At 58.9% G+C, this 12,879-nt stretch carries 7 protein-coding genes and 1 pseudogene; 3 read left to right on the top strand and 5 right to left on the bottom strand.

From position 1 onward, the window contains the following. Window positions 1-27 precede the first annotated feature (27 nt). On the bottom strand, window positions 28-2,307 hold the full coding sequence (gene maeB, locus QFI97_RS08530; protein WP_095100392.1) for an NADP-dependent oxaloacetate-decarboxylating malate dehydrogenase: 2,280 nt from the start codon (window positions 2,305-2,307) through the stop codon (window positions 28-30). A gap of 287 nt (window positions 2,308-2,594) precedes the next feature. Here maeB and tkt point away from each other — a divergent pair, with 287 nt between their 5' ends. Beyond that, complete coding sequence (gene tkt, locus QFI97_RS08525; RefSeq protein ID WP_095100390.1) at window positions 2,595-4,589, top strand: transketolase; 1,995 nt, start codon at window positions 2,595-2,597, stop codon at window positions 4,587-4,589. On the opposite strand, the gene QFI97_RS08520 is transcribed toward tkt, so the two are convergent. From QFI97_RS08520 to aegA, 3 genes and pseudogenes are all read right to left on the bottom strand, one after another. Then, on the bottom strand, window positions 4,579-5,625 hold the full coding sequence (locus QFI97_RS08520; protein WP_346430935.1) for a DUF1176 domain-containing protein: 1,047 nt from the start codon (window positions 5,623-5,625) through the stop codon (window positions 4,579-4,581). The genes tkt and QFI97_RS08520 overlap by 11 nt on opposite strands. Before the next feature lie 66 nt (window positions 5,626-5,691). Beyond that, window positions 5,692-6,289, bottom strand: a pseudogene (nudK, locus tag QFI97_RS08515) (GDP-mannose pyrophosphatase NudK). 57 nt (window positions 6,290-6,346) lie between these two features. Beyond that, window positions 6,347-8,329, bottom strand: a complete 1,983-nt coding sequence (gene aegA, locus QFI97_RS08510) for a formate-dependent uric acid utilization protein AegA (protein WP_346430934.1) — start codon at window positions 8,327-8,329, stop codon at window positions 6,347-6,349. Window positions 8,330-8,740: 411 nt separating this feature from the next. Here aegA and acrD point away from each other — a divergent pair, with 411 nt between their 5' ends. Beyond that, a complete protein-coding gene (gene acrD / locus QFI97_RS08505) occupies window positions 8,741-11,854 on the top strand; it encodes a multidrug efflux RND transporter permease AcrD (RefSeq protein WP_095100382.1) in 3,114 nt (1,037 codons plus the stop codon). 135 nt (window positions 11,855-11,989) lie between these two features. On the opposite strand, the gene ypfM is transcribed toward acrD, so the two are convergent. Then, window positions 11,990-12,049 carry a protein YpfM gene (ypfM, locus tag QFI97_RS08500; protein ID WP_100181659.1) on the bottom strand — a complete coding sequence of 20 codons (60 nt, stop codon included), beginning with the start codon at window positions 12,047-12,049 and terminating at the stop codon, window positions 11,990-11,992. 473 nt (window positions 12,050-12,522) lie between these two features. Between ypfM and QFI97_RS08495 the strand changes: the two genes are divergently transcribed. Beyond that, the gene (locus tag QFI97_RS08495) at window positions 12,523-12,879 is read left to right on the top strand and encodes an ArsC family reductase (RefSeq protein ID WP_346430933.1); all 357 of its coding nucleotides are present in this window, start codon (window positions 12,523-12,525) and stop codon (window positions 12,877-12,879) included.

Genomic DNA, 12,879 nt, shown 5'->3' with positions numbered 1-12,879 from the left:
AGCCCCGGCCATCCGGGGCTGCGCTCATTACAGCGGCTGAGTTTGTGCTTCCACTACCGCCAGCGCCACCATATTGACAATGCGGCGAACGGAGGCAATCGGCGTCAGAATATGCACCGGTTTTGCCACCCCCATCAGCACCGGCCCAACGGTTACCCCTTCGGAACTCGAAACCCGCAGCAGGTTGTAGCTAATACGCGCGGCTTCCATATTCGGCATCACCAGAATGTTGGCCGCCCCTTTCAGCGGGCTGTCCGGCATCCGATCGTGACGAATACTTTCGACCAGCGCGGCATCGCCGTGCATTTCGCCATCGATCATCAGATCCGGCGCGCTCGCCTTCACCAGCTCGAGGGTCTTGCGCATTTTGCTCGCTGACGGGCAGTTGGCGGAGCCGAAGTTAGAGTGCGACAGCAGCGCGACGCGCGGCTCGATACCGAAGCGGCGCACGCTCTCCGCCGCCATCAGGGCGATCTCGGCCAGCTGCTCCGGCGTCGGATCGTGGTTAACGTACGTATCGGCAATGAAGGTGTTACCGCTCGGCAGCAGCAGCGCGTTCATCGCCCCCGCCGTGTTCACGCCGTCGCGATAGCCAAACAGCGGCTGAATCACGGCGTAGTGCTCATGGTAGTCACCGATGGTGCCGCAGATCATCGCATCCGCCTCGCCGCGATGGACCATGATCGCGCCAATCACCGTGGTATTGCTGATGACCGCCCGCTGCGCCTGCTCCTGGGTGATGCCGCTGCGTTTCATCAGCTGGTAATATTCGTTCCAGTACTCTTTGAAGCGCGGATCGGATTCATTATTGACGATCTCAAAATCAACGCCGGCTTTAATCTGCAGGCCCAGCTTCTGAATGCGCATTTCGATAACGCTCGGGCGCCCCACCAGAATCGGCTTCGCCAGCCCCAGAGAGACCAGCTCCTGAGTGGCGTGCAGAACGCGCGTCTCCTCCCCTTCAGCCAGCACCACGCGCTTCGGCTCTTTGCGCGCCTGGGAGAAAATCGGCTTCATAAACAGGTTGGTTTTGTAAACGAACTCGCTGAGTTTCTCGATGTAGGCATCAAAGTCGGCAATCGGGCGCGTCGCCACGCCGGAGTCCATCGCCGCTTTCGCCACCGCCGGCGCGATCTTAACGATCAGCCGCGGATCGAACGGTTTCGGGATGATATATTCCGGCCCGAAGCTCAGATCCTGATCGCCGTAGGCGGAAGCCACCACTTCGCTCTGCTCGGCGTGCGCCAGTTCAGCAATCGCATGCACCGCCGCCAGCTTCATCTCTTCGTTAATCGCCGTGGCGCCGACGTCCAGCGCGCCGCGGAAGATAAACGGGAAGCACAGCACGTTGTTTACCTGGTTCGGATAGTCAGAACGGCCGGTACAGATAATCGCGTCTTCGCGGACCTGCTTCGCCAGCGGCGGCAGAATTTCCGGTTCCGGGTTAGCCAGCGCGAGGATCAGCGGCGCGCGGGCCATCTTTTTCACCATCTCTGCGGTCAGGACTTTCGGGCCGGAGCAGCCGAGGAAAATATCCGCCCCGTCGATCACGTCATCGAGGGTACGCTTGCCGTCGTCGTCCACCGCGTAAGCCGCTTTGGTCTCCGCCATATTTGGCTCACGGCCTTTATAGATCACGCCCTTGGAGTCGCAGACCACAATATTGTGTTTCTGCATTCCCAGCACCACCAGCAGGTTCATACAGGCGATAGCCGCGGCGCCCGCCCCGGAAACCACCATCCGCACGTCGGAGAGGTTTTTCCCGACCACCCGCAGGCCATTGAGAATGGCGGCGGTGCTGATAATGGCCGTACCGTGCTGATCGTCATGGAATACCGGGATATTCATGCGCTCGCGCAGCTTCTGCTCGATGTAGAAACACTCGGGCGCCTTAATATCTTCCAGGTTGATGCCGCCAAAGGTCGGCTCCAGCGCGGCCACCACGTTGATAAACTTATCCGGGTCCAGCTCATCAACTTCAATATCAAACACGTCAATGCCGGCGAACTTCTTAAATAAAACGCCCTTGCCTTCCATCACCGGCTTACCGGCGAGAGCGCCGATATTGCCCAGTCCGAGCACCGCGGTACCGTTGGAGACGACCGCAACCAGGTTGCCGCGCGCGGTGTATTTATAGGCGGCCAGCGGGTCTTTTTCGATCTCCAGGCAAGGCGCTGCTACGCCCGGCGAGTAGGCCAGCGCGAGGTCGCGCTGCGTCGCGAGGGGTTTGGTCGGCACGACCTGAATTTTTCCAGGGACGGGAAATTCATGGAAGTCGAGGGCGCTTTGTTTCAACTGCTCATCCATTTTATTGTTCCTTTCACGTATCGATCGTAGGGGGTGACGGGCAATGACTTTCCTGATGTCCACCCAAGGTGAGCTTAGTATCTCGCCTGACGGTTTTTCAAACTTTGAACACCGCCAAACTCTCGCCATCACAAAGGTATATTTGTTATCGATTTATAACATTTTTGTAACCTAGTTTCGCAGGCAATGATAGCCCTGTCTGCTATGCTTTTTAGTTATCCACCCTATAGCTTCCGCTACCATTCATCACAAAAAACTCATGCAACATATTGTTTCAGGAGTACATTATGTCCCGAAGAGAACTTGCCAACGCGATTCGCGCCCTCAGCATGGACGCAGTACAGAAAGCCAATTCCGGCCATCCCGGCGCCCCGATGGGCATGGCGGATATCGCCGAAGTCCTGTGGAATGACTTCCTTCAGCACAACCCGGAGAATCCGCACTGGTACGATCGCGACCGCTTTGTGCTGTCCAACGGTCACGCCTCAATGCTGCTCTATAGCCTGCTGCATCTGACCGGCTACGACCTGCCGATGGAAGAGTTAAAAAACTTCCGCCAGCTGCACTCTAAAACGCCCGGCCACCCGGAGCATGGCTACACTCCAGGCGTCGAGACCACCACCGGCCCGCTCGGCCAGGGCCTGGCGAACGCGGTCGGGATGGCGATTGCGGAACGTACGCTGGCGGCGCAGTTCAACCGCCCGGGACATGAGATAGTCGATCACCATACCTATGTTTTTATGGGCGATGGCTGCCTGATGGAGGGGATTTCTCATGAGGCCAGCTCGCTGGCGGGGACCCTGGGGCTGGGTAAGCTTATCGGGTTCTATGACCATAACGGCATTTCTATCGACGGTAAAACCGAGGGCTGGTTCACCGACGATACCGCCGAGCGCTTCAGGGCCTATCACTGGCACGTGATCGGCGATATCGACGGCCACGACCCGCAGGCGATTGAGCAGGCGATTCGCGAGGCGCAAAGCGTCAAAGATAAGCCGTCGCTGATTATCTGCCGCACCGTCATCGGCTTCGGCTCCCCCAATAAAGCCGGCTCCGAAGAGGCGCACGGCGCGGCGCTCGGGGAAAAAGAGGTGGCCTTAGCCCGCGAGAAGCTGGGCTGGAAATATCCCCCGTTCGAGATCCCCAAAGAGATTTATGACAAGTGGGATGCCCGGCCGCACGGTGAAAAAGCCGAACACGCGTGGAACGACAAATTCGCCGCCTATCGGCAGGCGTACCCCGAGCTGGCGGACGAACTTACGCGCCGGATGAACGGCGATCTGCCTGAAAGCTGGACCGAGATCGTCCGCGGCTACATCGCGAAGCTGCAGGCCAGCCCGGAGAAAATCGCCAGCCGCAAGGCCTCACAGAATGCGCTTAATGCCTACGGGCCCGCGCTGCCGGAGCTGCTCGGCGGCTCGGCGGATCTGGCGCCCAGCAACCTGACCATCTGGTCGGGCTCGACCTCAATTAAAGACGATCCGGCCGGCAACTATATCCACTACGGGGTGCGCGAGTTTGGTATGACCGCCATCGCTAACGGGATTGCCCTGCACGGCGGATTCATCCCCTACACCTCGACCTTCCTGATGTTCGTGGAATACGCGCGCAACGCGGCGCGCATGGCCGCGCTGATGAAGGCCAGGCAGATCATGGTTTACACCCATGATTCCATTGGTCTGGGGGAAGATGGCCCAACGCACCAGGCGGTTGAGCAGCTGGCCAGCCTGCGGCTGACGCCCAACTTCAGCACCTGGCGCCCCTGCGACCAGGTGGAAACCGCGGTCGCCTGGCGGGCGGCCATCGAGCGGCAGAGCGGCCCGACCGCGCTGATCCTGTCGCGACAAAATCTGGCGCAGATGGCGCGCACGCCGCAGCAGGTGGACGATATTGCGCGCGGGGGTTACGTGCTGAAAGATGCCGGCGGTAAGCCGGATCTGATCCTGATCGCCACCGGCTCTGAGATAGAAATTACCGCGCTGGCGGCGGAAAAGCTGCTGGCGAAAGGCGTCAATGTGCGGGTGGTTTCGCTGCCGTCAACCGACGTGTTTGATGCCCAGGATGCGGCATACCGGGAATCCGTGCTGCCGTCTGACGTCAGCGCCCGCATTGCCGTTGAGGCCGGGATTGCCGACTACTGGTATAAATACGTCGGCCTCAAGGGCGCCATTGTGGGCATGAGAAGCTACGGCGAATCGGCGCCGGCGGATAAACTGTTCCCGTTCTTTGGCTTTACCGTCGAGAATATCGTCAGCACGGCTGAAGGGCTGCTTAACGGGTGATCCACAGCGTAGGCCAGGCGTCTGGCCTCTGCCAGTTATCGCACTGCGGCTGCTGAGCAAAGCGTACCAGGCTAAACCGCTGGCCGTCATAACGCCAGCGGGTCTGGGTGCCGCAATCCCCCGGGCCGCGCCCCTTCTCAAGGGTTACCAGCTCGTGGCGCTGCTCGTCGATGCTGGCATTCATCAGCTCAATTTCGCGCCCTGCGCCGCCGGGCGGCTGGAAAGGCAGCGTCAGGCTCAGCGGACGAGCGACGTACGGCTGCTGGCGCGAAACCAGCCACGCCAGCCATACGGTGTTGTAAGCCCCCGCTTCACAGCTGAACATCAGCAGCACCTTCTCATCGGTTAGCGCGGTGACCCGCACCTCACGCAGGGAGGGGTCCAGCGAGCATGAGCTGTTGCTCATGCGCTCGTTGCCATAGTCCATCAGGTCATTCAGCTCATCGCGGCTCAGCGGCGATTGCGATACGTCGACTTTCGCCACCGTACGCAGCGCTGGCGCCGGAGGGACGCTGAGCGGCGGCTCTTCGCCTTTGCCAATCCAGGCCGTTTCGCTGCCTACCCGCTTCTGACGGCTGTCGATAAACAGCAGCGCCGCCTTCAGGCCCTGCAAGGAAATGGTCTGCAGGCCGTCCACCAGGCTTATCGCCTGCCCTTCCTGCACCTGCTGGAGAAAAGCGTCGATGGCGGCGCTATCGCCGGTTTTGAGCAGCTTATCGGCAACCTGCCAGCGCGTATCCACCAGCGCCAGCGGTTTACCATCAAGCAGAAGACGAGGGCCGATCGGCGCCAGCGCCGCCACCGGATTGCCGACCCCGCCCAGCTCAATGCGCAGGCTGGCATCGGTTGCCGCCCCGGCGCTGCGGCTGAGGGTCATCACCAGGCCATAGTGCAGCCCGACGTTGCGGGTTACGCAGAAGTTTTGATTATTACAGGTCACCAGCCAGTCGCTGAAAGTCTGCTGCACCGGTGCCGCCCACGCCAGCGACGTGGGTAACAGGCCGAAAAGCAGAACCAAGATAAGCCGATAAAACATGCGTGGTACAACCCCGGAAGATAGCGCGAAAAACAGCCGCTATCTTCCCCAGCGATACGCCTTTACTCAATCGGATTTATCAGATATCCCCGGCCATCAGCCCCGAAGCGTGCAAATATTGCAGCAGGATAACCGCTTTCCCATCGCGAATCTCGCCGCCAGCCACCATCGCAAGCGCCTCGCTGAAAGGCAGCTCCAGCACCTCAATCTCTTCATCATCCACCCCGCCGCCGCCGTTTTTACGCTGAGCATCGCTGTATTCGGCGATAAAGAAATGGATAAGCTCGGTGACGCCGCCGGGGGACATATACAGTTCGAACAGCTTGCGAACCTCTCCCACCTCGTAGCCGGTCTCCTCGATCGCCTCTTTGCGAATGCAGGCTTCCGGCTCGTCGTTATCCAGCAGCCCGGCGCAGGTCTCAATGAGCATCCCGTCTTCGTTACCGTTCACCCAGGTGGCGACGCGGAACTGGCGCACCAGCACCACGCTTTGCTTACGCCGGTTGTAGAGCAGAACCGTTGCGCCGTTGCCGCGATCGTAAACCTCGCGCTTATGGCGAACCACGCTGCCGTCGCCGCGCGTCAGCTCGTAGGTCATGTTGCGCAAAACGAACCAGTTTTCGGAGAGGATTTTATCTTTAATGACGTTGATATTGAGTGACATACGACCCCGCAGCAGAGAATGACGCTGTCATACTACGCTGCGGAGTCCGCTTTGTCGTTAGCAGGGAGGAATCGATTTTAGGCCGAGGAAATCGATGATCCCCTGCGCCGCATGGCGGCCCTCCGCCATCGCCGTCACCACCAGGTCGGCTCCGCGAACCGCATCCCCGCCGGCAAAAATCTGCGGATGGCTGGTCTGATAGCGGTAGCGGCTTTCAACGTGAGCGCGGATCCGCCCGCGGCTGTCCAGCTGCACGCCGGCGGACTCCAGCCACGGCATCCCGTGCGGGTGAAAACCAAAGGCCATAATCACCGCATCCGCCGGCATAACGAATTCGCTGCCCGCAATCGGCGACGGAGTGCGGCGCCCCTGCGCGTCCGGTTCGCCGAGCCGGGTTCGCAGGAAGCGCACCCCGTTGACCCGCCCGTTGGCATCCAGCTCCAGGGTCACCGGCTGAACGTTGAATTCAAATACCGCCCCCTCTTCCCGGGCATTTTTGACCTCTTTTTTCGACCCCGGCATATTGGCTTCGTCCCGGCGGTAGGCGCAGGTAACCTGCTTCGCGCCGTGACGCAACGCGGTGCGCACGCAGTCCATCGCCGTATCGCCGCCGCCCAGCACCACCACATTCAGTCCGTGGGTATCGATATAGGGCTCCGCCGCCAGCTCGCTCAGCCCCATCACCTGTTTAGTATTGGCAATCAGAAACGGCAGCGCGTCGTACACCCCGGGGGCCTCCTCATTCGGCAAACTCGCTTTCATCGAGCGATAGGTCCCGGCGCCGATAAACACCGCGTCGTAGTCGTCCAGCAGCGCGTCGAGGGGAAGATCTTTGCCCACCTCGCAGTTCAGCTCAAAGCGCACGCCCATTGCGCTAAAGATCTCCCGCCGTCGGGAGAGCAGCGATTTATCCAGCTTAAAGGCGGGAATACCGAAGGTGAGCAGGCCGCCGATTTCCGGGTGACGGTCAAACACCACCGGCTGCACGCCGTTGCGCACCAGCAGATCTGCGCAGGCGAGCCCGGCAGGGCCGGCGCCGACAATCGCCACCTTTTTCCCGCTGGCAACGACCTGCGAAAGATCCGGCCGCCAGCCGCCAGCCAGCGCCTGGTCCGAAATATAGCGTTCGATGTTGCCGATAGTGACCGCGCCATGTTCATCACGCAGCGTGCAGGCTCCCTCGCACAGGCGATCCTGCGGGCAGACGCGGCCGGTGATTTCCGGCAGGCAGTTGGTCTGGTGGGAAAGCTCAACGGCGGCGGTCAGATCGCCGGCCTTGACCCGTTCAATCCACTGCGGGATGTGGTTGTGCAGCGGGCAGGTCCATTCGCAGATGCTGTGCTCGCCGCACTTCAGGCAGCGCCGCGCCTCCTGCTGCGCCTGGGCTGCGCGAAGCGGTAGATAGATTTCAGAGAAATGCGTTTTACGCTGCGCTGCCGCGAGCTTGTCGGCTTCCGCGCGCGGCGGCGTCGCCGCCATCTGCTCGACCTTATCGCCAGGTTCAGACAGCCTGAGGTCTGCGGAATGGCGATGCCACGGCCGGGCGTCCAGGCTGGCGGCCCGCAGGCGTCGTCGTTTCGCCAGGCTGAGCAGCGTCTCTTCCCCTGCCAGCTGCAGCGCCTGCGCCGGACAGTTTTGCACGCAGGCCGGCCCCGCTTCGCGATCGCGGCACAGATCGCACTTGTGCGCGGTCGCCTTCACTTTTCCCGCCGGCAGCGGCGTAAGCACGATTTGCATGACCCCAAACGGGCAGGCCACCATGCAGGATTTACAGCCGATACATTTTTCCTGGCGCACCTGTACGCTGCCGTCAACCTGGCTTATCGCACCGTTCGGACAGCTGCGGGCGCAGGGCGCGCCTTCACAATGGTGACACGTTATGGCGTTACATTTTTTCTCGCCTTTGATGACGACAATTCGTGGCAAAAAGCGGCGTGCGGTCAGGACGTGCTGCTCATCGTTATGCGCCATGACGCAGGCCACTTCGCAGGCCTGGCATCCGATGCATTTGTGGCTATCGCTCAAAATAAAGTGGTTCATGGCATCCTTCCGTCTTCCCGGTAAATAACCATGCGGTTAGCATAGCTATTAATTACCCGACAAGGTGGGACGGAAACAATGTTCATTTGCCCAGGATAGCGCTTATCTGGCGATAATCCGTTTTGGATCAAATTTTTTGACTTAAATGAAATGACGTTTTACTTATTCAGGCGATAATCAATCAGGGCGCAACAGCGATAAAACGTGTTTACTTCCGGCATCAATTGCGAAAGGGTAGCGCCATGAGCAGGCCTTGGGTAAAGAGGCAGAACACTTCTTTACCGTGCCGTAAAAGGCACACGATAAATTACACTATCTCCTTAATTTCTCCACGATTGCCTGCAGGCTTACCGCTAGAGTGTCACAGGCTGTGCAATAACAAAAAATGTACAAAATGAGGTCCTAATCCTGATGGCGAATTTCTTTATCGATCGCCCCATTTTTGCGTGGGTACTGGCAATTCTTTTGTGCCTGACCGGAACGCTCGCGATTTTATCGCTTCCCGTTGAGCAATATCCCGAGCTGGCGCCGCCGAACGTGCGGATCACCGCCAACTACCCCGGCGCCTCCGCGCAAACGCTGGAGAATACCGTCACCCAGGTTATCGAGCAGAATATGACCGGCCTCGATAACCTGATGTACATGTCATCGCAGAGCAGCGCCACCGGCCAGGCGACGGTCACCCTGAGCTTTACCGCCGGAACCGACCCCGATGAAGCGGTGCAGCAGGTGCAAAACCAGCTGCAGTCGGCGATGCGTAAACTGCCGCAGGCGGTGCAAAATCAGGGCGTCACGGTGCGTAAAACCGGCGATACCAACATACTGACCCTCGCTTTCGTCTCCACCGACGGCAGCATGGATAAGCAGGATATTGCCGACTACGTCGCCAGTAACGTCCAGGACCCCCTAAGCCGCGTCAACGGCGTCGGCGATATCGATGCCTATGGCTCCCAGTACTCAATGCGTATCTGGCTCGATCCGGCGAAGCTCAACAGCTACCAGATGACGGCGAAAGACGTCACCGACGCCATCGAATCGCAGAATGCCCAGATTGCCGTAGGCCAGCTGGGCGGCACGCCGTCGGTTGATAAGCAGGCGCTTAACGCCACCATCAACGCCCAGTCGCTGCTGCAGACGCCGGAGCAGTTCCGCGATATTACGCTGCGCGTTAATCAGGATGGCTCGGAAGTAACGCTCGGTGACGTTGCCAGCGTTGAGATGGGGGCCGAAAAATACGATTACCTCAGCCGCTATAACCGCCAGGCGGCATCGGGGCTGGGCATTAAGCTCGCCTCCGGCGCCAACGAAATGGCAACAGCCGAACGGGTAATTACCCGCCTGGACGAGCTTTCGCAGTATTTCCCGCATGGCCTGGAGTACAAAATCGCCTACGAGACCACCTCGTTCGTTAAGGCATCGATTACCGACGTGGTGAAAACGCTGATTGAAGCGATCGCGCTGGTGTTCCTGGTGATGTACCTGTTCCTGCAAAACTTCCGCGCCACGCTGATCCCAACCATTGCCGTCCCGGTCGTTTTAATGGGCACCTTCGCGGTGCTCTATACCTGCGGCTACAGCATCAACACCCTGACGATGTTTGCTATGGTGCTGGCGATCGGCCTGCTGGTGGATGACGCCATCGTGGTGGTGGAGAACGTCGAACGTATCATGAGCGAGGAGGGGCTCTCGCCCCGGGAAGCGACCCGCAAATCGATGGGGCAGATCCAGGGCGCGCTGGTGGGCATCGCTATGGTGCTGTCGGCGGTGTTCATACCGATGGCCTTCTTCGGCGGCACCACCGGCGCCATTTACCGCCAGTTCTCAATCACCATTGTTTCCGCGATGGTGCTGTCGGTGCTGGTGGCGATGATCCTCACCCCGGCGCTGTGCGCCACCCTGCTCAAACCAATTCATAAAGGCGAACTGCACGGGCAGAAAGGCTTCTTTGGCTGGTTTAACCGCATGTTTGATCGTAACGCCAGCCGCTACGAATCTTCGGTCGGTAAAATTCTGCACCGTTCGCTGCGCTGGATAATGATCTACGTCCTGCTGCTGGGCGGGATGGTGTTTCTGTTTATGCACCTACCGACCTCGTTCCTGCCGCAGGAAGATCGCGGGATGTTCACCACCTCGGTGCAGCTTCCCGCCGGCGCTACGCAGCAGCAGACGCTGAAGGTGGTGCAGAAAGCCGAAGACTACTTCCTCAATAACGAGAAGGCCAACGTCGAATCGGTGTTCGCCACCATCGGCTCCGGCCCGGGCGGAAACGGCCAGAACGTGGCGCGAATGTTCGTGCGCCTGAAGGATTGGGACCACAGGGACCCCACCAGCGGTTCTGCCTTCGCCATTATCGAACGGGCGACTAAAGCGTTTAACAAAATTAAAGAGGCGCGCGTCTTTGCCAGCAGCCCGCCGGCCATCAGCGGGCTGGGCAGCTCTGCCGGCTTCGATATGGAGCTCGAAGACCACGCCGGCAACGGACACGATGCGCTGATGGCCGCCCGCGACTCCCTGCTGGAGCTGGCCGCCAACAATTCTCAGCTGACCCGCGTGCGCCACAACGGCCTTGACGATAGCCCGCAGCTGCAGATTGATATCGATCAGCGCAAAGCGCAGGCGCTGGGCATATCGATTGATGACATCAACGATACGCTGCAAACCGCCTGGGGTTCGAGCTACGTGAACGACTTTATGGACCGCGGCCGCGTGAAAAAAGTCTACGTCCAGGCGGAGGCAAAATATCGCATGCTGCCGAACGATATTAATCTGTGGTACGTGCGCAACAGCAGCGGCACGATGGTGCCCTTCTCGGCGTTTGCCAGCTCGCGCTGGGAAACCGGCTCGCCGCGCCTGGAGCGCTATAACGGCTACTCGGCGGTCGAAATCGTCGGCGAAGCCGCGCCGGGCGTCAGTACCGGTACGGCGATGACGATTATGGAAGAGCTGGCGCAGCAGCTGCCGAACGGCTTCGGCCTCGAGTGGACGGCGATGTCGTATCAGGAGCGCTTATCCGGTGCCCAGGCCCCGGCGCTGTACGCCATCTCGCTGCTGGTGGTCTTCCTGTGCCTGGCGGCGCTGTATGAGAGCTGGTCGGTACCGTTCTCCGTGATGCTGGTGGTGCCGCTGGGGGTCATCGGCGCCCTGCTGGCAACCTGGATGCGCGGTCTTGAGAACGATGTTTACTTCCAGGTAGGGCTGCTGACGGTTATCGGCCTGTCGGCGAAGAACGCCATTCTGATCGTCGAGTTTGCCAATGAGCTCAATGAGAAAGGAGAAGACTTACTGGCTGCTACGCTCTCAGCCTGTCGTCAGCGCCTGCGGCCGATTCTGATGACCTCGCTGGCCTTTATTTTCGGCGTGCTGCCGATGGCGACCAGCACCGGCGCAGGTTCAGGTAGTCAACACGCGGTCGGCACCGGGGTGATGGGCGGCATGATCTCCGCCACCGTTCTCGCCATCTTCTTCGTGCCGCTGTTCTTTGTGCTGGTGCGACGCCGCTTCCCGCTAAAAGAACGCCCGCAATAACCTGCGGCCGGCGCGAGGCCGTATCGTCGCGCTGGAATAACAAAAAAGGCGACCAGAAGCGTCGCCTTTTTTATGTGTTCAGATCCACTGCATCGTTATTTTAGCAGTTGGAATACCCTGCTCACATTGCGGAATTTATTTACGAAGCATGCCTTCGATAAAATCTTTCCAGTTCCCTAGTTCATGTTCAATCATAATAGCCTCTCTTATTATTATGGGTGATTTTATGTAAATTCATCGGTTATGGGAAGTTGTTTGCCACTATCGCTTTGATTGCTTGATGGCCACTGTCAGGATAGCTATCGCTGATTTGCAGCTACTATGACCCTGCCAGTGTAAATTTAATGTGATACATAGCAATATTTTGCAATATCAGACTCGTCCTCAGGCATTGACCGTCTACGGCGGAAGAGGCCAGAATTTCAGCGCGCGAGCGTCGTCACAATCCTGCGTAAGAGATGAATATTTAACCAACCTATAAGCATGGTTATATATTGCCGGCAAAAAATTACATTTATTAAAGCGATTCACGTATTATTCCCTATCGGCTTATATATACCCGAAATAACTCAAGTTTCAGGATGCTAACGGACAGGCCGCCGGGTACGGCGTGAGTATATTCGGAAAAATCTGCGTTCCGCGCTTAATTCAATGAAAAAGGTTTCATTATGCTGACCATGTACGGGATAAAAAACTGCGACACCGTTAAAAAGGCCCGCCGCTGGCTGGAGGCTAACCAGGTTGAATACCGCTTCCATGATTATCGCGTCGACGGGCTGGAGCGTGAATTATTAGATACGTTTATTGCTGAACTGGGTTGGGAAGCCCTGCTCAACACCCGCGGCACCACGTGGCGTAAGCTGGATGAATCGGTCCGCTCCCGCATCGATAACGCCGATGCCGCCGCCGGGCTGATGCTCGAAATGCCGGCGATCATCAAACGCCCATTGCTCTGCGCGCCCGGTCAGCCTATGCTGCTGGGCTTCAGTGAACTCACATATAAGAAGCTTGTTAACGAGGTATAG

The organism is Klebsiella scottii (assembly GCF_036561945.1).
GTDB lineage: Bacteria > Pseudomonadota > Gammaproteobacteria > Enterobacterales > Enterobacteriaceae > Klebsiella > Klebsiella scottii.
This window is presented reverse-complemented; position numbering and strand designations above follow the sequence as displayed.

Excerpts from the sequence above, each read along its gene's own strand:
- maeB (WP_095100392.1), bottom strand. The coding sequence starts at position 2,307 with ATGGATGAGCAGTTGAAACAAAGCGCCCTCGACTTCCATGAATTTCCC.
- tkt (WP_095100390.1), top strand. The coding sequence starts at position 2,595 with ATGTCCCGAAGAGAACTTGCCAACGCGATTCGCGCCCTCAGCATGGAC.
- QFI97_RS08520 (WP_346430935.1), bottom strand. The coding sequence starts at position 5,625 with ATGTTTTATCGGCTTATCTTGGTTCTGCTTTTCGGCCTGTTACCCACG.
- aegA (WP_346430934.1), bottom strand. The coding sequence starts at position 8,329 with ATGAACCACTTTATTTTGAGCGATAGCCACAAATGCATCGGATGCCAG.
- acrD (WP_095100382.1), top strand. The coding sequence starts at position 8,741 with ATGGCGAATTTCTTTATCGATCGCCCCATTTTTGCGTGGGTACTGGCA.
- QFI97_RS08495 (WP_346430933.1), top strand. The coding sequence starts at position 12,523 with ATGCTGACCATGTACGGGATAAAAAACTGCGACACCGTTAAAAAGGCC.